Source organism: Luedemannella flava (assembly GCF_039528515.1).
In the GTDB taxonomy this organism is placed as follows: domain Bacteria; phylum Actinomycetota; class Actinomycetes; order Mycobacteriales; family Micromonosporaceae; genus Luedemannella; species Luedemannella flava.
This window is the reverse complement of the sequence record NZ_BAAALT010000053.1, coordinates 99594-116845: the sequence shown is the minus strand read 5'-3', so window position 1 is coordinate 116845 and position 17252 is coordinate 99594. Positions and strand designations below refer to the sequence as shown.

Sequence of the window (17252 nt, the reverse complement as noted above, 5' to 3'; positions counted from 1 at the left end):
CGACTCCTTCTAGCACTGCAAGTTAACGGGCGGGCGCGGCCGCGCGCAGCGTCTCGAACGTGGCCGCCAGGCCCGCCAACAGCGCGTCCAGGCCCAGCTCGAACGCGCCGTCGTCGACGCTGCGCTGGTGGCCGGCGAGCCGGTGGGCCTGGCTCAGGTGCGGGTAGTGCGCCGCGTACAGCTCGGGGTCCTCGACAAAGCCCCGGGCGAACGACCCGAGCGCGGAGCCGGCCACGAAGTAGCGCATGAGCGCGCCGACATGCGTGGCCCGCGCGGGCGGCCAGCCGGCCTTGACCAGCGCGCCGTAGACCACGTCGGCCATGGCCAGCGACGCGGGCCGCCGGCCGGGCCCCTGGGCCAGGTACGGAACGATGTTGGGGTGCGCCGCGAGCGCCGCCCGGTACGAGTGGGCCCAGGCGCGCAGCGCCGCCGACCAGCCCAGCGACGCGAACATCGACGTGTCCACGGCGCCGACCACCTCGTTGGCCACGGCGTCGAGCAACTCGTCCTTCGTGGCGAAGTAGTGGTACAGCGACGGGCCCGCCACGCCGAGTTCGGCGGCGAGGCGTCGGGTGGACAGCGCGTCGAGGCCCTCCGCGTCGACGAGCGCGGTGGCCGCGGCGACGATGCGCTCGTGGGTGAGCAGCGTGCGGCGCGGTCTCGCCACGGCGTCCTCCCGACTCTGGACATCAAAAAACTAACAGCGCTAGATTATAGGCCTCGCAACCGAGGCGCTAGGAGAACACTCGCATGGACCGATTCGCCGGCAGGGTCGCCGTCGTCACCGGCGCGGCGCAGGGCATCGGCGCCGCCACCGCCCGGCGGCTCGCCGCCGAGGGCGCGGCGGTGGCCGTGATCGACCTCGACCTCGACCGGGCGGAGCCCGTCGCGCAGGAGATCATCGCGGCGGGTGGCGCCGCGAAGGCGTACTCCTGCGATGTGACGGACGGCGCGGCGGTGACCGACACGATCGACCGGGTGGTCGCGGACCTGGGCAGCCTGGATGTGCTGGTCAACAACGCCGGCATCACCCGCGACAACCTGCTGTTCAAGATGCCCGCCGACGAGTGGAACGCGGTCCTCACCACCAACCTGACCAGCATGTTCCACTGCTGCCAGGCGGCCCAGAAGCACATGGTGGGCGCCAGGTACGGCCGGATCGTCAACCTCAGCTCCCGCTCGGCGCTCGGCAACCGGGGCCAGGTCAACTACGCGGCCGCCAAGGCCGGCGTGCAGGGCCTCACCGCGACCCTCGCGATCGAGCTGGGCCCGTTCAACATCACCGTCAACGCCGTCGCGCCCGGCTACGTGGCCACGGCCATGACCGCCGCGACCGCGCAGCGGGTGGGCTTCACCCCCGAGGACCACCAGAAATGGGCGGCCGAGCAGACGCCGCTGCGCCGGGTTGCCCAGCCCGAGGAGATCGCCTCGGTGATCGCGTTCCTGGCCAGCGACGACGCGTCGTTCGTCAGCGGCCAGACCCTGTACGTCAACGGCGGAGCCCGTTAACCAGAAGGAAGGAACACGATGGACTTCGCGCTCAACGATGAGGAGAAGGCGATCCGGGACACCGTCCGGGCCTTCATCCGCAAGGAGGTCATGCCCCTGGAGCAGGAGACCCTGCGCCGGGAGCGGGCCGGCCAACCCGGCCTGACCCACGACGAGCTGCGCGAACTGCAACAGCGCGCCCGCAAGTTCGGCTTCTGGGGCCTGGACACCCCCGCCGAGTACGGCGGCATGGAGCTGCCCGCCGTGCTCCAGTCGCTCATCTGGACCGAGGTCGGCCGCTCGTGGGTGCCGTTCCGGTTCGGGGGCGAGGCCGACAACATCCTGTTCCACGCGAACGAGCAGCAGAAGCGGGAGTTCCTCGTCCCGACGATCGAGGGCGAGCGGATCTCCTGCTTCGCGATCACCGAGCCGGGGGCGGGGTCGGACGCCGCGAACATCAAGCTGACCGCCCGTCAGGACGGCGACGACTGGGTCCTCAACGGCGAGAAGACGTTCATCACCAACGGCAACGACGCCGACTTCGCGATCGTCGTCGCGCGCACGGACCGCGAGCGCAAGGCCAGCGACGGCGGTGCGACCGCGTTCCTGGTGGACCGGGCGATGGGCTGGCACTCGGAGCCGATCCGGACCATGGGCGAGGCCACGCCCGCGTCGCTGGTCTTCGAGGACGTCAGGGTGCCGAGCCGGAACATCCTCGGCGAGGTCGGTCAGGGGTTCGCGCTGGCCATGCAGTGGATCGGCAAGGGCCGCTACCTCATCCCGTCGCACGCGCTGGGCTACGCCGAGCGCGCCCTGCAGATGGCGATCGACTACGCCAACACGCGGGAGACGTTCGGCGCGAAGATCTCCACGTACCAGGCGATCCAGTGGATGATCGCCGACGCGGAGACGGAGCTGGAGGCGGCCCGCTGGCTGATCCTGCGCGCCGCCTGGACCGTCGACCAGGGCCTCGACCCCCGGCACGCCAGCTCGCACGCCAAGCTGTTCGGCGCGAACATGGCCAACAACGTCATCGACAAGGTGCTGCAGATCCACGGCGGCATGGGCTACACGCGCGAGCTGCCGATCGAGCGCATGTACCGCCAGGCCCGCCTGCTGCGCATCTTCGAGGGCACCGACGAGATGCAGCGCCTGATCATCTCCCGCGACCTGCTCCGCGGCTTCACCTCGATCGGGGGTCACCTGGCGTGAGAACCTTCACCTCGATCGAGGATCTTGCGGGCGCCGTCGGGGAGCCGCTGGGCCCCACCCCGTGGTTCCTCATCGACCAGGACCGGGTCAACGCGTTCGCCGAGACCACCGGCGACCCGCAGTGGATCCACACCGACCCGGTGCGCGCCGCGTCCGGCCCGTTCGGCGGCACGGTCGCCCACGGGTACCTGACCCTGTCCCTGCTCCCCCTGCTCGCCAAGGACCTGTACCGGGTCGAGGGCGCCACGATGGGCGTCAACTACGGGCTCAACCGGGTGCGCTTCCCCGCGCCCCTGCTCGTCGGCTCCTCCATCCGGATCGCGGGCGAGATCCTGTCCGTCGAGCCCGTCCCGGGCGGAGCCCAGCTCACCGCGCGGATCACCGTCAGCACCGACCGCGGCGACAAGCCCTGCTGCGTCGCGGAGACGGTCAGCCGCGTCTACTTCTAGTTCGCTTGGAGGCGTCGTGACCACCCTGTCCCTGGCGACCGTCCTCGCCGAGGCCGCCCGCAAATACCCTGATAGGACCGCGGTGGTCGACCACGCGGGCCGCTACAGCTATGCGCAACTCTGGCAGGAATCCCTGGAGTACGCCGGGAAGCTCCGCGAACTGGGCGTGGCCCCCGGCGACACGGTGGCCCTCGTCGCGCCGAACGTGGTCGAGTTCCCCCGGGCGTACTACGGGATCCTCGCGGCCGGCGCGGCGGTCGTTCCGGTGCACCTGCTGCTCACCGCGCCCGAGATGGCCTACGTGTTGCGCGACAGCGGCGCGAAGCTCGTCGTGGCGCACTCCAGCCAACTCGCCACGGCCGCCGCGGCCGCCACCGTGGCGGGCATCGACGTGGTGAGCGTCGGGCCCCGCCCCGACGGCGGCCCAGGCTCCCTGGAGAGCGTCGACGCGGCGCCGCTGCGCTCCTATGTCAGCCGTCGTCCGGAGGACACGGCGGTCGTCTTCTACACCAGCGGGACCACCGGGGCGCCGAAGGGCGCGGAGCTGAGCCACCTCAACCTGGTGATGAACGCGCTCATCAACACGGCCGAGGCGCACGAGGCGCGCACCTCGGACGTGGTGCTCGGGTGCCTGCCGCTGTTCCACACGTTCGGGCAGACCGTGAGCATGAACGGCACGTTCCGGATGGGCGCCACCGTGGTGCTGCTGGCCCGGTTCACCGGGGACGCCGCGATCGACCTCATGGTGCGCGAGGGCGTCGACGTCTTCCACGGCGTACCCACGATGTATCTGGCCATGCTCGAGGCCGCAGCGGGCCGCGAAGCGTTGCCCGCGCTGCGGTTGTGCATCTCGGGCGGGGCGTCGCTGCCGCTCGCGGTGCTGGAGAAGTTCAACGAGGCGTTCGCCACCACCATCTACGAGGGGTACGGCCTGTCGGAGACGTCGCCGACGGCGACGACCAACCAGCCGCACTTCGGGGCGAAGCCCGGCACGGTCGGGCCGCCCATCTGGGGCGTGGAGGTCGAGGTCGCGCGCGCCGAGGTGGAGGAGGCCATCGAGCTGCTGCCGCACGGCGAGCTGGGCGAGATCGTGATCCGGGGGCACAACGTGTTCACCGGCTACCGGGGGCGGCCGGAGGCGACGGCGCAGGCGGTCGTGGACGGCTGGTTCCGCACCGGTGACCTGGGCACGAAGGACGACGACGGGTTCATCACGATAGTCGACCGCAAGAAGGACATCGTGATCCGGGGCGGCTTCAACGTGTACCCGCGCGAGGTCGAGGAGGTCCTGGCGCGGCACCCGGCGGTGGCTCAGGTGTCCGTGATCGGCGTGCCGGACCAGGTGCACGGCGAGGAGATCTGCGCGGTCGTCGTGCCGGCCTCCGCTGATCTCGATCCGTCCGCGCTGGTCGAATGGTCGAAGGAGCGGCTCGGGCGGCACAAGTACCCACGGCAGGTGCGGCTCGTCAGCGAGCTGCCCGTGGGGCCGAGCCTGAAGGTGTTGAAGCGGGAGCTGCGGGCACGCTATAGCGCCGGGACGCTATAGAGGAGGGCATGGACCTAGCCGCCCTCGAAACGGATGTGGCCCGGCTCGATGCCGTCTACCGGCCGGTGGCGACGGCGCCGATTCCGCTGGACGAGGTCGACGGGCTCGGGGAGCGCATCGCGGCGGAGCTCGCCGCGCTCGGGGTGGAGGGCGAGGCCGAGGCCGTGCTGCGGGCGGTCATCTCGCGGTACGCCGAAGGGTCGGACGACGATCGGGCGGTGATCCGAGGGCTGTTCCGGCGGTACACGTCGTTCCGGTGGGCCGCGCCGCTGCCAGGCGAATGGCATGGCGCGGCCGAGTTCCGGACACACGTGCTGCGCATCTCGGCCTGCGATCAGGGCGCGGACACCCGCGACGACCTGTTGGCCCTGCGGGCCCTGTGCGACCAGGCGCGAAAGGCCGGCATCGACCCGGCCCCGATACTCGCTGAGGTGGCGGCCCTGTCCTGCGACGAGGACCACTACGGCATGGGTTCCACGCGCGACATACTCCTCCGCTTCGCCAGCCCGTGACCTCGGAGCGCGAACTGCTCACACCGCCAGCAGGCGTGCCGCGCGGCGCTCGTCGAGACCGCCCCGCCACCCCGCCAGCGGGACAGGTATGTCTGAGCGCGGCGCGCCCCGCAGCCCCCGCGACGCCGCGTGCCGTTCGACGGTGGGGATGAACCGGTCCCACATCGGTGACAGGGCCGGACTCGGGAGCACCCCGAACTCCGAAAGGCCGATCAGAATGCCGTACCGCTGGTATTTGTCGGTGCCGGGCACGAGCTTCGCCTGAGCCAGCAGTTTCTCCAGTCCACCCGGTGTCGTTCCGGCAGGTGCCGACCTGACGAGGTCCAGCAGGGCGCGCAGCCGTGCACGGTCGGCCGCGTCCGGCTCGGGCAGCCCTTCGCTGGCCGCGGCCTCGAGGTCCGGCAGGTAGCGAACAGGAATCTCGTTCCATGCCCAGCCCAGCGACAGCCGCAGCAGCACCTCCGTCACATCGACATCCGCTGTCGGATAGAGACCGCAGTCGGGCACCCCACCCGCTTGCCGGGCCGGGGCGCCGAGGAAACGCGCCCAACCGTACGAAATGATCGTCTGGCGTCCGCGCGGGGCACTGCCCAGCCCGGCGACGAACGCCGCGAGCACCGCGTCCTCGTGCAACCTGTCCGCAGCCTCAACGGCCCGCTCGACCACCTCACGCGCGCTCCACCGGTCGATGTGGCGCACCGGCCACCCGGCGTCGCGGGCAGCGGCGAGGTCGGCGGGTGCGTCGGACGGGTCGGCTGCCTTGATCGTGCCTGCCGAGGTGAACCGGTAGCCGTAGCACCGCATCAGAACGTCCCGGTCGATGCCGCACGGAACGCGGCGGGCGACAACCATCTGGGGAGCGTACCCGATCTTGGGCGCAGCCTAGCCGCGCTCCGCTTCGCCGGTGCGGCGAGCGCGTAGGTTGCGGGCGCGGTTGCGGCAGGCGTCGAGGATGTCGGGCCGGAGCAGGTGACCGAAACCGCTGCGGTCAAGGCGCTGGACCAGCCCGTCCCGGTCGGTCCCGAGGGCCGCGGCGGTCGCGTCGAGGTCCCAGTCGTGCGCCGCGAGCTGGGACAGCAGATGGCCGCGCTTGGCCTGCGCCGCCGACAGTCGGAACGTCTTGAGGTACGCGAGCCGGCCGGCGTCGTCGGTGATCGTCTCGCCGACGTGGTTCTCTGCGTGGGGGTCGAAGGCGGGCACGAACCGGGACAGCGTGTACCTGCCCATCCGCTGCACCGGCGTGACCGTCAGGGGCCCGGTCGCCAGCAGCCCTCCGGCCATGAGGTCGTGGAACGCCGCCCAGTCGGCGCGGGCCCGGGCGAGCTGCGCACGCAGATCGGCGACGCTGTCGACCCGGCTGTCGTCGAGCCGGGCGGCGAACTCGGGTACGGCCGCGTACAGGTAGGCGTAGTGGAAGATCAGTTCGCCGTAGAAGTCCTGCAACAGGGTGGGGTGCAGCGCCCGGTAGTCGTCGGGATGGGGGACGACGAACGCGGCGGCGAGGGCGTCGGCGACGTAGAGCATCATGCCGCACTGGTCGGGGTGGATCTCGAAAACACGGAGGGCGTCGTCGAGACCGGCGATGGCCGCACCGGAGTAGCTGGCCTCGACCCGGGGCGACAGGCCACGGGTGACGGCCTGGCGGGTCCACTCCTGCCACGCGATGGTGGGGCCACCGAACTGCAGCGCCAGGTAGCCCTCCATGGCCATGTGCAGGGGCAGGAACCGCAGCCGCTGCCTGTCCTCGCGGCGGGCCATCCGGCGACGGAACGCCAGCGTCATCGCCGTGGGCGTGCCCGTGTCGAGCAGTTGGGTGCCGTAGGCGGCGGCAGGGGTGGCGTCGGTGGTCCAGGTCGCCACGAACGCGTGCGGGACGAACGACAGGTACGCCCGGCGCGGCGCGGTCCGCACCACCGACAACCAGTCCTCGTAGAGGCGGGCGTGCAGGCGGAGGTCGCTGATGGGGTCGGCGCGCAGCAGCGGGACGAGGCGCACCCCGCCCCACGTCTGGGCGGGCGCGACCGTCAGCCCGGTGAGTGCGATCCCGGTGCTCACGGCGCGACCTCCGACGCGACGAGGAAGCGCTCGACCCGGTCGGCGAGGTGGCGACGCAGCTCGGCGAAGTTGGCCTGGCCGGTGGCGAAGCGGGCCAGCTCGATCAGCGCCGGGGCGTCCTCGGCGTCGCGGATACCGACGGTCGCCACGGTCGGCGCGAGGCGGCGCACGTCGAACGTGTCGGCGTCGTACACCGGGTTGAGGTGCACGACGTCCGTGGCCCGGTGGGGGTCCAGGCGGGTGGCCCACACGCGCAGCACCTCGGCGGCCGCGCCGGGCGGGGCGTTGTCCCAGCCGTCGGAGACGATGACGAGCCGTTCGGGACGGCGCTCGAGGCCGTCGAGGAGACGCTCGCCCAGATTGGTGGCACCCAGCGGGTGTACGAGCAGCGGGTCGCCCCGGTGGGTCAGCCACAGGCCGGCGTACTCGGTGGCGAGCACCTCCAACAGGTAATGGGTGGCCAGGGCGACGGCGAGCGGCCGGCGGCGCTTGGTGCCGGAGCCGGCGGCGGAGTAGCTGTCGTCGAGGACGGCGACGACCCGGCCCCAGGTGCCCGCCTGCCGGCGGGCCGCCCGCCGGGCGGCCGCGCGCAGCGCGTCGGTCAGCTCGTCGCGGCGCCGGACTCGCTCGGGCCGCGACAGCGACAGGACGTAGGTGGCCAGTCGGGTCAGCGGCGCCGTGGCGAGGTCCATGGTGACCGCGTCGGCCCGGTGCCGCTCGGCGCTCGCCTGCAGCCGCAGGCGCTCGGTGTCGGTGAGCTTCGGCGCGATGCCCGTCAGGAAGCGCCTGCGGTCGATACCGTGCCGCGCGGCGAGCCCTTCGGCGACGGTGTACGGCAGGTCGTACAGGGCGCGCTGCTCGTAGTGGGCGCGCCGCCAGGACTCGAGCAGGGGCGTGTCGTAGCGCTTCGGCCGGCGCCAGTCGAACAGGACCGTGCCCACCTCGGCGGGCAGCGCCAGGTGGGCGTGCCGGGCGACGACGGACAGCGATCGGCGGTACTTGACCGCGTCGAAGGCCGGGTCGGGCCGGGCGTTCACCCAGTCCCGCATGATCGCCCGGGTGCGCCGGTTGTTGACGCCGTGCCGGCGCAGGTCACGGAACGCGGCGTACACCCGCTGCGGCGGCAGCGTACGCAGTCGCGCCGCGATCAGCCGCCCCTCCACCGCCCGCTGGCCGGCCGTCGCGGACCGCGCCGTGCGCAGCAGGTTCGTCACGACCATGGCGGCGTTGCGGTCGTTGATGTCGAGGGCGAGCGTCGCCGTGTACAGGTCGCGGTAGTTACCCAGGACGTACTCGTGCAGGAAGTCCAGCGACAGACGCTGTTCGGCGGCAGTGGAGCGGAACTCACGCTGGCCCGTCGACGCGATCGCGGCGTTGACGAACATGACCACGTCCTCGCACGCGACCCGGTCCGCCTGCGACATCACCGCCACCAACCTCCCACGGGTGCCGCGGCGCCGGCCGGGGAATGGCGGCACGAACTGCGAAGCATCGCTTCAGAGGCGGGTTCCGGAAGTCGCACCGGAGTCCCGCGGCCGGCCGGGCCACGATACCGACAACCGTCGCGACGCCGCGACGAGATAACCGGCTTTGCACCGTCGTCGAATGTGTCCGTAAGGTCGGCTAAGAACGCGGTCGCAGCGTAAGGAGTGCCCGACCATGATCCTTCCGAAGGTCCGGGACCCCCGCTTCATCACGATCCGTCGTGGGGGGACCCTCACCGATCCGGATCATCACCTGCTGGCCCTGTGGGCGGCGACCTGCGCCGAGCATGTCCTGCACCTGTTCGCGGCAGTGCGGCCGCACGACCGGCGACCGCGGGAGGCGATCGAGTCCGTCCGTGCCTGGGCGCGCGGTGAGGTCCCGATGACGCAGGCGCGCACGGCGGGCGGTCACGCCATGGGTGCGGCCAGGGACCTGCGTGGGGCGGCACGGCACGCCGCGTACGCCGCCGGCCAGGCAGCGGTCGTCGCGCACGTGGCCGCGCACGAACTCGGCGCGGCGGCCTATGCGATCAAGGCCGTCCGCGCCGCCGTGCCGCCCAGCGAGAGCGAGGCCGCCGGCCAACGGGAGTGCCGCTGGCAGCAGGCCCAGCTCCCGCCGGCGATCCGCGACCTCGTTCTCGACGACCAACGGCTGCGCAACGACATCTGCTGGTCCGTGTTCGACGTCCCGAACGACGTTCAGTCATCCGGCAGCCCGATGTCCGCCTTCCACGCGTCGAGCGCCGCCTTGAACTCGGCCTCGGCGGTCGCGCGCCCTACTCGGTGAAGTCCGGGGCCGAGCGGCGGGCGTGTTCGACGCGCCCCTTCGGCTCCTCCCACTCCTCCTGCCGCCCGAGCGCGGTCAGATCGAGCAGCCCGTACGCGCCGCCGCCCGCCTCCGTGCCGCGCCCGAACGTCGAGTACGTGTGGAAGATGTCGTCGCCGTCGCGGAGGAAGCAGCTCAGGCCGGGCTGCTCCGACGGCTGGTTGGCGGTGTCGAGCAGCCACTCCATGCCGTGCGTCTGCAACTCCTCCGGCCCCCGGTAGTTGAACATGACCGGCCGGACCGACGCGTCGATGGTCACGTGGAAGTCGTAGTTGAAATCCGACCCCAACGACGAGTACCAGGGCACCGTCCAGCCCTTCTCCGTGCGGTACTTCTCGATCTTGTCGAGCGGGGTGCGGGACACCAGGACGTACCGGGTCCGGCGGTTGCGGAGGTTGTTGAACAGGCCGTCGGAGAGCTCGTTGATGCCGGCCGTGCACGAGGGGCACGCGGCGTCCCAGTCGGGGCCGAACATGACGTGCTGGACGATGAGCTGCCGCATCCCCGCGAAGAGGTCCGACAGGCGGGCAGGCCCGTCCGGGCCTTCGAAGACGTAGTGCTTGTCTATCCGCACCATCGGCAGCTCGCGGCGGGCGGTGTTGAGCGCGTCGCGCGCCCGGGTCAGCTGCTTCTCGCGGGCGAGCAGCTCCTTGCGGGCCGTCAGCCACTCGTCGCGGGACACCACTGTGGGCAAAGCCATGATCGAACCTCTCTGCGTCGTGTCGTTCAGACGTTGCGCAGATACCGACGATCGGGCGGTCGCTGAATCATCGGTGCGGCGGCAGGTGATCCGGCAGGCCGAACGCCGGGTACAGCTCGGCGGTGTCGAGGAAGGCGTGGATCTCGGCGACCCGGCCGTCGACGACCTCGAGGACCTGCAGCGACCAGGGCCTGTGACCGCCGTCCGGGTCCGGCCGGTACTGCCCGAAGGCGGGCGCGCCGTTCGCCGACGTGGGCACCAGGCGCGAGCCGCGGCACTCGGCGCCGGGGCCGAGCAGGAACCGGCCGATGCTGTCGGCGCCGCGCAACCACAGCGCGTACGGCGGCATGGCGTGGATCGCGTCGTCGTGCAGCAGTGTCACGAGGGTGTCGATGTCGTAGCGCTGGAACGCGTCGACGAAACGGGCCACGAGGTCCCGCTCCGCTTTACCCAGGTCCGGCTGGGCGGCCCGCGCGGCCGGCAACACCCCTCGGGCGCGCTGCAGCGCGCTGTTGACGGCGGCCACGCTGGTCTCCAGCAGGGCGGCGGCCTCGACTGCCGGCCAGCGCAGCACGTCGCAGAGGATCAGCGCGGCGCGCTGCCGGGCAGGCAGGGCCTGCAGCGCCGCGACGAACGCCAGCCGCACACTCTCGCGGGCCTCGAACAGCTCGGCGGGGTCGGCGCCGACGGGCAGGACCCGCTCGTCCGCGATCGGCGACACCCAGGAGCCCGCTGGCAGCAGGTCCAACACCGCGGGGACCGCGTCCACGGCCGGCCCCAGCTCCATGGGCAGTGCCCGGCGGCGCCGGCCGCGCAGCATGTCGAGGCACACGTTCGTGGCGATCCGGTAGAGCCAGACCCGCACGCTGGAGCGACCCTCGAACCGCTCCTGCGCCTGCCAGGCGCGCAGCATCGTCTCCTGCACCGCGTCGTCGGCGTCGAACCCCGACCCGAGCATCCGGTAGCAGTAGCCCGTCAGCTCCCGCCGATAGGTCTCCAGATCGTCCGTCACCCGCGCGCTCACCGTCACGGTCGCGATGCTAACCACGGGGTACGACACGGTAGGCTCGCCTGCCGTGTCCACCGACCTGCTGCTGAAGCTGGTCGCGATCTTCGCGGTGATCGCGATCGGGTTCGCGGCCGGACGCGCCGGCGTGGTCGGGCCGAACGCGGCCGAGACGCTCAGCGCCGCGACGTTCAATATCTTCGCGCCGGCGCTGCTGTTCCGGACGATGGCCGGGGTGTCGCTGGCCACGCTGCCGTGGCGGATGCTCGCGGTCTACTTCGTGCCGACCGTACTCCTGATGTTGGGGGTTTACGGGTGGCAGAAATGGCGCGGGGGCGACGGGGTGGGGCCGGTCGTGCGGGGCCTCTCGGTGACGTTCAGCAACATGGTGCAGCTCGGCATCCCGGTGGTCACGGCGCTGTTCGGCACCGCGGGGCTGACCCTGCACATCGCGCTGATCAGCCTGCACGCGGTCATCCTGCTGACCACGGCCACGGTGCTCGCCGAGATCAGCCGCAACGACGGGCGGTCGCTGATCGGGCAGACCGTGCGGCGCAGCCTCATCCACCCGGTGACGCTGCCGATCCTGCTCGGCCTCGCCTACCACGCGACCGGCCTGCCGATCCCGGGCGTGATCGACGACGTGCTGGCCGGCCTGGGCGTCGCGGTCGTCCCGCTCAGCCTGGTCACCATCGGTCTCAGCCTCCAGCAGTACGGGCTGCGCGGCTCCGGCCGGACGGCGGCGGGCCTGGCGCTGACCAAACTGGTCGTGCACCCGCTGCTGGTGCTCACCACGGCCTGGCTGGTCGGGCTGCGCGGCCTGCCGCTGACCATCGCGGTGCTGTGCGCGGCCCTGCCGACCGGCGCGAACGTGCTCCTGTTCGCGGGCCGCTACAGGTCCCACCAGGGTGAGGCCACGGCGACGATCGTGTTCGCCACCTTCGCGTACGCCGTGACGGTCACCGCCTGGCTGTTCGTCGTGACGTAGCGGTCAGGCCCGCCGACGGACCGTCCGCACGGTCAGCACGACGGTCGTCACGCCCGCGACGAGGCTGACGACCAGGTAGGTCACCCACGTCGCGTCGGTCACGCCCGTGTCGGAGAGCAGGCCACCGACCGACCAGAGGGTGCCGACCAGGCCGGCGAGGAACACATACGTCCCGAACGCGGCACCCGTTCCCAGGCCGACCACACTGCGCACCCGGGCCGGCGGCCGCAGCGCCAGCGTCACCACGACGACGGCGACGGCCAGGCACAGTCCGATGACCAGCGTGCCGAAGACGAACAGGAAGTACGGAACAACCTCGCCCATCCCGGCGCTCGCCGACATGGTCGCGATCGAGACGCCGCACCAGACGTAGAGCGCGACCAGGAACAGCGCGTTCCAGGCGAACACCGTCCTGATGGCTACGGCGAGGGGTGTCCGAGCTGACATGGCGCGAGCATGACCAGGAAAACGATCACTGTCAACGCCGCCCTACAGTTCATCGTCGCGGACTCCGCCGCCGTGCTCGACCGACGCCACTGGATCCCGAAGGATGTGGTGACACGTCTCATCGAGTACGGGCACGTCGACGTGGTGCGGCGGCTCGCCGGTGAGGGCGAGTGGACCTGCGTGGTCGCCATGGCACGGCTGCTGTGTGACGAGGGTCAGGGCGACGCGGCGGTCGGCCTGCTCCGCCCGTTCGCGGACACCGGATGGTGGACGGCGACGAAGACTCTCTCGCCGTAACTCTCGCGGATCTGGGCCGCGCGGACGAAGCGATCGCCGCCATGCCGCCTGTCGACGTCCGCCCACGGCAGCCGGACTTCACGCTGTTCCTCCGTCGCGGGGACGGCGTCTGGAAGGTGTGCGCCCCGGCCGAGGACGAGATGCCCGCCGGATAGCGCTATCTGCCGCGCCGGCGCGGCGGCGTGCGCCGGTCTGCGCCGGCCCTGGCCTTCGCCGGCGGCAGCTTCGGGGTCGGCTCGGTCCGGCCGCGCGTGCTGTTCGCGGTGCGGCCACGGACGATGCCGATCATCTCCTCGACCAGGTCGGTATGCCCGTCGCGCGGCCAGACGAGCCCGACCGAGGAGGTCGGGGCGTCGGTGAGGACCCGGTAGGTGACGTCCCTACGGTGGTGCAGGCGGGCCAGCGACTGCGGGACGACGAGGACGCCCGCCTCGGAGGCCACCCACTCGACGGCGGCGGCCGTGGTCTGCGGCCGGTCGCCGGCGGTGTTGGCGGGCGCCCAGGTGAGCACGTCGTCCAGCGGCCGCAGCACCGTCTCGTCGGCCAGATCGGCAATGGTCAGCTCGTCGGCCGCGGTGAGCACATGCTCGCGGGCCACGACGACGACCGTCGTCTCGGTGTACAGCGGGATGGCGTGGAACGTGTCGGGGTCGACCGGCAGCCGGACGAGCCCGGCGTCCGCGCGCTCGGTCAGCACCGACCCCGCCTCGGCGGCCTCGGCGGTAACCAGCGTCAACGCCACCCCCGGCTGCCGCTCCGACCACATGCGGCTCCACTTGTCCATGGTCACGCCGGGGACGATGAGCAGGCGGAACGTCGAATCGGACATCCCGCTCAGGGTACCCGTGGCCCGTCCGGGCGCCGCCGCTAGGCTGACGTGGTGACCAAGCCGAAGAAGTCCCAGGTGATGAAGCCCGCCACGGCGGCGGAGAAGCTGGACGTGTACCTGCCGGCGACGCCTCGGGAGTTCCAGGACGGCATGATCTCCCGCGAGGAGCTCGACGAGCTGCAGCGCAACCCGCCGCAGTGGCTGTCCGACCTGCGCCGGGACGGGCCGCACCCGCGCAATGTGGTCGCCGCCCGGCTGCGCGTGTCCAACAGCGGGCTGGCGCGTGGCGGCATCACCGAGCCGCTCACCACGGCGCAGATCGCCGACCTGACCGCCGACCCGCCGGAATGGCTCCTGCGCGAGCGCGAGACCCACGCCGAGACCCGCCGCGAGGAGCAGCGCCTCCGCGAACGCCGCGAGAACGACGACCGCGCCCCGACGAGCCGTCCCCGTGGACGCCAGCCCTCGGTGCGTGGCGAATAAGGGTCGCTATACGGTCCACAATCGCCACACCCGGAACCCGGTCAGCGGACCGATTCGCGGTAGCGGGCGGGGCTCACGCCGGTGTGGCGCTTGAAGGCCTTGGAGAACGCGAACGCCGAGTCATAGCCGACCTCGCGGGCGACCGTGTCGAGCGGCGCTGAGTTGGCGCGCAGCACCTGCTGGGCGCGCACCATGCGCCACCGCGTGAGGTAGGTCAGCGGCGGCAGGCCCACCTGCTCGGCGAACCGCCGCGCGAACGCCGCCCGCGACAGGCCCGCGACCGACGCGAGCTGGCCGACGGTCCACGGCGCGGCCGGGTCGGCGTGCACGGCGACCAGCGCGCGCCCGAGCACCGGGTCGGCCAGCGCGGCGAGCCACTGCGGACACGCGCCCGGATTGGTCGCGCACCAGGTACGCAGCAGGTACGCGAACATCGCGTCGACCAGCGACGACACGATCGTGGTGGAGCCCGGGCCGGGCCGCTCGACCTCCGAGGCGAGCAGGTCGACGAGCGCGCGCAGCTGCGGGTCGGCGCCCCGGCTGGCCGGCAGGTGCATAACCGCCGGTAGGGAACCGAGCATCGGGTGCTGCGGGGCGGCCTGGGTGAGCAGGTAGGCCCCGCACAGCAGGGTGCTGCGCGCCCCATCCCCGCCGAACTCGGCGGAGGCGATCGCCTGTCCGGGCGGGTGGGCGTCGGCGAGCGAGCCCAGCTCCACCGGCGGCGTGGCCGGATCGTCGCCCAAGGTGTGCGTGGATCCGTGCGGCAGCAGCGCGACGTCACCGGGGTCGAGGCGCAGCGGCGCGTGGCCGTCCACCGTGAGCCACGCGGAGCCCTGCATCGCCACGTGGAACACAGCCGCCCCGGGGAAGATCATGCGCAGCGCCCACGGGGTCCGGCCCACCGTGCGCGCCGAAACGGGCCGGCCCACCTGTCCCGCCGCCAACACCTCGCTGAGCGCGTCCATGGACTACACCATAGCGCTTCCCAGAAAAGACGATCAGACATGGGTACGCGCGAAACTGCCATGGCACGTCTCGCCTACAACGGCAATGGTGGACGTCGTAAAGGTAACCAAGGGGAGGCGGAAACACATGGGCAGCGAATACCTCGTCGTAGGGGCGACCGGGATGGTCGGCCGGCACGTGGTGACGGAGTTGGAGCGCCGCGACGTGGCGGTGCGCCCGGCGGGCCGGGCGGGCGCCACGGTCTTCGACTGGGACAAGCCCGGGACGTGGGCGCCGGCACTGGCCGGGGTCGAGCGCGCGTACGTGCTGTGGCCGCAGGGCACCACGCAGCCGCAGCACCGGATGGCGGAGTTCGTCTCCGCCGCCGCGGACACATCGCTGCGCCGGCTGGTCCTCCTGTCGGCGTACGGGGTGGACCGGGCCGACGGGTCCGGCCCGCGCAAGGCGGAGCAGGCGGTGCAGGACAGCGGGCTGGACTGGACGATCCTGCGCCCCAACTGGTTCCTGCAGAACTTCTCGGACGGCATCTTCGCGCCGGGCATCCGGGAGCGCCGCGTCATCGAGGCGCCGGCCGGCGACGGCCTCGTGTCCTTCGTGGACACGCGGGACATCGCCGCGGTCGCGGCGACGGCGCTCACCGGCGACGGGCACACGGGCGAGGGGTACACGATCACGGGTCCGACCGCGGTCACGTTCGCGGACGTGGCCGCGGCGATCTCGGGCGTCATCGGGGAACCGGTCGGCTACCGCGACGCGGACCCGGCCGGGACGCGGGCGGGCCTGCTCGCGGCGGGCGTCGCGCCCGACTACGCCGACCTGCTGCTGGGGCTGTTCGCCGGCATCGTCGCCGGGCACAACCCCACGGTGACCGACGTGGTGGAGCGGGTCACCGGCCGGCCGGCACGCGACGTCGCGACGTACGCCCGGGACAACGCCGCGGCCTGGTGACGTCGGATGCGGGGGTGTGGCGGTGCCGCACCCCCGCACCGGTCACGGTCCGTCCGAGGTGAGCACCCACGCCGTGGGCAGCAGCCCGGGCGGCACGCCGTCGAGGACCAGACCGGCGTTGCGGCCGGGCTCCACGACCCCGGTGGCCCCGAAACGGGTGCACACAGAGGTCCTGATGTCGCGGACGGTCACCTCGTGCCGGGCCGTACCGTCGCCGAGCCAGAGCCGGTCGCCGAGGCGGACCGGGCCGTCGGCCACCCGCCCGGTCACGATCAGGCCGAGGCCGGGCGCGACGAACGCGTCCTCGACCACCATCCGGGCCGTCACCGACCCCGCCAGGCCATCTCCCAGAACGCCAGCTCGTACTCGGTGGAGATCCGGAACGCCGCGGTGGCCGCCGCGCGGTCCGCGTCGCCGCCGGCGGACACGAGCCGGTCGAGCAGTACGCGGCACCACTCGGCCTCGGCCAGCATCTCCGGGTCCACGTAGGACTCGATCCACGGCCGGTAGCGGTCCGCGACCCCCTCCGGCCGCGCCAGCAGGTGCTGCCCGATGTCCGTGTAGGCCCAGTAGCAGGGCAGCATGGCGGCCACCAGCTCGACGAACGACCCCGAGTACGCGGTGCGCACGAGGAAGTCCGTGTACGCGCGCGCCGTGGGCGCCAGCGTCACCGCGTCCAGCTCGGCGGCCCCGACGCCGAGTCCGGCGGCCAGGCCGCGCAGCGTCGCCATCTCCACGTTCAGGGTGATCCGCGCAAGGTCCGTGAAGTGCCGCATCGCTTCCAGGTCGGTCGCCCGGGCGGCCGTGAGCAGCAGGAACCGCGAGTACTCCCTGAGGTAGCCGTAGTCCTGGCGCAGGAAGAACGCGAACCGCTCGGCCGGCAGGCTGCCGTCGGCGAGGCCGAGGACGAACGGGTGCTCGAACTGCGCCCGCCAGGTGTCCGCCACCGCGTCGCGGATCTCCAGGCTCGGGCGGAGTGCGGTAGTGACCAAGATGACCTCCCCGCACCTCACCCT

Annotated in this window: 20 protein-coding genes and 1 pseudogene; 10 read left to right on the top strand and 11 right to left on the bottom strand. The window is 72.2% G+C overall.

Features of this window, described 5'->3' with window-relative positions; all coding sequences use genetic code 11:
* Positions 1-22 precede the first annotated feature (22 nt).
* A complete protein-coding gene (locus ABD211_RS10575) occupies positions 23-667 on the bottom strand; it encodes a TetR/AcrR family transcriptional regulator (RefSeq protein ID WP_344128838.1) in 645 nt (214 codons plus the stop codon).
* An 83-nt stretch (positions 668-750) separates the two neighbouring features.
* Between ABD211_RS10575 and fabG the strand changes: the two genes are divergently transcribed.
* From fabG to ABD211_RS10550, 5 genes are read left to right on the top strand one after another with little or no spacing between them, the layout of a single operon-like run.
* Positions 751-1509, top strand: coding sequence for a 3-oxoacyl-ACP reductase FabG (fabG, locus tag ABD211_RS10570; protein ID WP_344128836.1), 759 nt, complete (start codon positions 751-753; stop codon positions 1507-1509).
* Between the two features lie 18 nt (positions 1510-1527).
* The gene (locus ABD211_RS10565) at positions 1528-2700 is read left to right on the top strand and encodes an acyl-CoA dehydrogenase family protein (RefSeq protein ID WP_344128834.1); all 1173 of its coding nucleotides are present in this window, start codon (positions 1528-1530) and stop codon (positions 2698-2700) included.
* A complete protein-coding gene (locus ABD211_RS10560; RefSeq protein WP_344128832.1) occupies positions 2697-3149 on the top strand; it encodes a MaoC family dehydratase in 453 nt (150 codons plus the stop codon). Before ABD211_RS10565 ends, ABD211_RS10560 begins: the two co-directional genes overlap by 4 nt.
* Positions 3150-3165: 16 nt before the next feature.
* Positions 3166-4695: a long-chain-fatty-acid--CoA ligase gene (locus ABD211_RS10555; protein WP_344128830.1), complete on the top strand. Its 1530-nt coding sequence runs from the start codon at positions 3166-3168 to the stop codon at positions 4693-4695.
* An 8-nt stretch (positions 4696-4703) separates the two neighbouring features.
* Positions 4704-5207, top strand: coding sequence for a hypothetical protein (locus tag ABD211_RS10550; protein ID WP_344128828.1), 504 nt, complete (start codon positions 4704-4706; stop codon positions 5205-5207).
* Positions 5208-5225: 18 nt separating this feature from the next.
* Here ABD211_RS10550 and ABD211_RS10545 read toward each other — a convergent pair whose 3' ends face one another.
* From ABD211_RS10545 to ABD211_RS10535, 3 genes are read right to left on the bottom strand one after another with little or no spacing between them, the layout of a single operon-like run.
* A complete protein-coding gene (locus ABD211_RS10545; protein ID WP_344128826.1) occupies positions 5226-6059 on the bottom strand; it encodes a hypothetical protein in 834 nt (277 codons plus the stop codon).
* 30 nt (positions 6060-6089) lie between these two features.
* Positions 6090-7262, bottom strand: coding sequence for an ARPP-2 domain-containing protein (locus ABD211_RS10540; RefSeq protein ID WP_344128824.1), 1173 nt, complete (start codon positions 7260-7262; stop codon positions 6090-6092).
* Entirely contained in the window at positions 7259-8686 is a 1428-nt protein-coding gene (locus ABD211_RS10535; protein ID WP_344129032.1) for a hypothetical protein, read from the bottom strand. The genes ABD211_RS10540 and ABD211_RS10535 overlap by 4 nt, the downstream gene beginning before the upstream one ends.
* A 235-nt stretch (positions 8687-8921) precedes the next feature.
* Between ABD211_RS10535 and ABD211_RS10530 the strand changes: the two are divergent.
* Positions 8922-9431: pseudogene (locus ABD211_RS10530) on the top strand (putative immunity protein); the annotation flags it as partial.
* A gap of 91 nt (positions 9432-9522) precedes the next feature.
* On the opposite strand, the gene ABD211_RS10525 reads toward ABD211_RS10530, so the two are convergent.
* Both ABD211_RS10525 and ABD211_RS10520 read right to left on the bottom strand, forming a co-directional pair.
* Positions 9523-10272, bottom strand: coding sequence for a DUF899 domain-containing protein (locus ABD211_RS10525; protein WP_344128822.1), 750 nt, complete (start codon positions 10270-10272; stop codon positions 9523-9525).
* Between the two features lie 67 nt (positions 10273-10339).
* Positions 10340-11302, bottom strand: coding sequence for a sigma-70 family RNA polymerase sigma factor (locus tag ABD211_RS10520; protein WP_344128820.1), 963 nt, complete (start codon positions 11300-11302; stop codon positions 10340-10342).
* Positions 11303-11348: 46 nt separating this feature from the next.
* On the opposite strand from ABD211_RS10520, the gene ABD211_RS10515 reads away from it, so the two are divergent.
* The gene (locus ABD211_RS10515) at positions 11349-12266 is read left to right on the top strand and encodes an AEC family transporter (protein ID WP_344128818.1); all 918 of its coding nucleotides are present in this window, start codon (positions 11349-11351) and stop codon (positions 12264-12266) included.
* A gap of 3 nt (positions 12267-12269) precedes the next feature.
* Here ABD211_RS10515 and ABD211_RS10510 read toward each other — a convergent pair whose 3' ends face one another.
* Complete coding sequence (locus tag ABD211_RS10510; protein ID WP_344128816.1) at positions 12270-12713, bottom strand: hypothetical protein; 444 nt, start codon at positions 12711-12713, stop codon at positions 12270-12272.
* Positions 12714-12722: 9 nt separating this feature from the next.
* Here ABD211_RS10510 and ABD211_RS10505 point away from each other — a divergent pair, with 9 nt between their 5' ends.
* Complete coding sequence (locus ABD211_RS10505; RefSeq protein WP_344128814.1) at positions 12723-13010, top strand: hypothetical protein; 288 nt, start codon at positions 12723-12725, stop codon at positions 13008-13010.
* Positions 13011-13167: 157 nt separating this feature from the next.
* Here ABD211_RS10505 and ABD211_RS10500 read toward each other — a convergent pair whose 3' ends face one another.
* Positions 13168-13839, bottom strand: a complete 672-nt coding sequence (locus ABD211_RS10500) for a LysR family substrate-binding domain-containing protein (RefSeq protein WP_344128812.1) — start codon at positions 13837-13839, stop codon at positions 13168-13170.
* A gap of 51 nt (positions 13840-13890) precedes the next feature.
* On the opposite strand from ABD211_RS10500, the gene ABD211_RS10495 reads away from it, so the two are divergent.
* Positions 13891-14322, top strand: a complete 432-nt coding sequence (locus ABD211_RS10495; protein WP_344128810.1) for a DUF5997 family protein — start codon at positions 13891-13893, stop codon at positions 14320-14322.
* 41 nt (positions 14323-14363) lie between these two features.
* On the opposite strand, the gene ABD211_RS10490 is transcribed toward ABD211_RS10495, so the two are convergent.
* Positions 14364-15287, bottom strand: coding sequence for an AraC family transcriptional regulator (locus ABD211_RS10490; RefSeq protein ID WP_344128808.1), 924 nt, complete (start codon positions 15285-15287; stop codon positions 14364-14366).
* A gap of 127 nt (positions 15288-15414) precedes the next feature.
* Here ABD211_RS10490 and ABD211_RS10485 point away from each other — a divergent pair, with 127 nt between their 5' ends.
* Positions 15415-16236 carry an NAD(P)H-binding protein gene (locus ABD211_RS10485; RefSeq protein ID WP_344128806.1) on the top strand — a complete coding sequence of 274 codons (822 nt, stop codon included), beginning with the start codon at positions 15415-15417 and terminating at the stop codon, positions 16234-16236.
* Between the two features lie 42 nt (positions 16237-16278).
* Here ABD211_RS10485 and ABD211_RS10480 read toward each other — a convergent pair whose 3' ends face one another.
* Together ABD211_RS10480 and tenA are read right to left on the bottom strand one after the other, a co-directional pair.
* Positions 16279-16563 (bottom strand): hypothetical protein, encoded by a 285-nt coding sequence (locus tag ABD211_RS10480; RefSeq protein ID WP_344128805.1) that lies wholly within the window; start codon positions 16561-16563, stop codon positions 16279-16281.
* Positions 16560-17228 carry a thiaminase II gene (tenA, locus tag ABD211_RS10475; protein WP_344128803.1) on the bottom strand — a complete coding sequence of 223 codons (669 nt, stop codon included), beginning with the start codon at positions 17226-17228 and terminating at the stop codon, positions 16560-16562. Before tenA ends, ABD211_RS10480 begins: the two co-directional genes overlap by 4 nt.
* Positions 17229-17252: the final 24 nt, after the last annotated feature.

Coding starts and splice junctions, on each gene's coding strand:
- ABD211_RS10505 (WP_344128814.1), top strand. CDS start 12,723: ATGACCAGGAAAACGATCACTGTCAACGCCGCCCTACAGTTCATCGTC.
- ABD211_RS10500 (WP_344128812.1), bottom strand. CDS start 13,839: ATGTCCGATTCGACGTTCCGCCTGCTCATCGTCCCCGGCGTGACCATG.
- ABD211_RS10485 (WP_344128806.1), top strand. CDS start 15,415: ATGGGCAGCGAATACCTCGTCGTAGGGGCGACCGGGATGGTCGGCCGG.
- ABD211_RS10510 (WP_344128816.1), bottom strand. CDS start 12,713: ATGTCAGCTCGGACACCCCTCGCCGTAGCCATCAGGACGGTGTTCGCC.
- ABD211_RS10535 (WP_344129032.1), bottom strand. CDS start 8,686: ATGTCGCAGGCGGACCGGGTCGCGTGCGAGGACGTGGTCATGTTCGTC.
- fabG (WP_344128836.1), top strand. CDS start 751: ATGGACCGATTCGCCGGCAGGGTCGCCGTCGTCACCGGCGCGGCGCAG.
- ABD211_RS10545 (WP_344128826.1), bottom strand. CDS start 6,059: ATGGTTGTCGCCCGCCGCGTTCCGTGCGGCATCGACCGGGACGTTCTG.
- ABD211_RS10525 (WP_344128822.1), bottom strand. CDS start 10,272: ATGGCTTTGCCCACAGTGGTGTCCCGCGACGAGTGGCTGACGGCCCGC.
- ABD211_RS10490 (WP_344128808.1), bottom strand. CDS start 15,287: ATGGACGCGCTCAGCGAGGTGTTGGCGGCGGGACAGGTGGGCCGGCCC.
- ABD211_RS10565 (WP_344128834.1), top strand. CDS start 1,528: ATGGACTTCGCGCTCAACGATGAGGAGAAGGCGATCCGGGACACCGTC.
- ABD211_RS10550 (WP_344128828.1), top strand. CDS start 4,704: ATGGACCTAGCCGCCCTCGAAACGGATGTGGCCCGGCTCGATGCCGTC.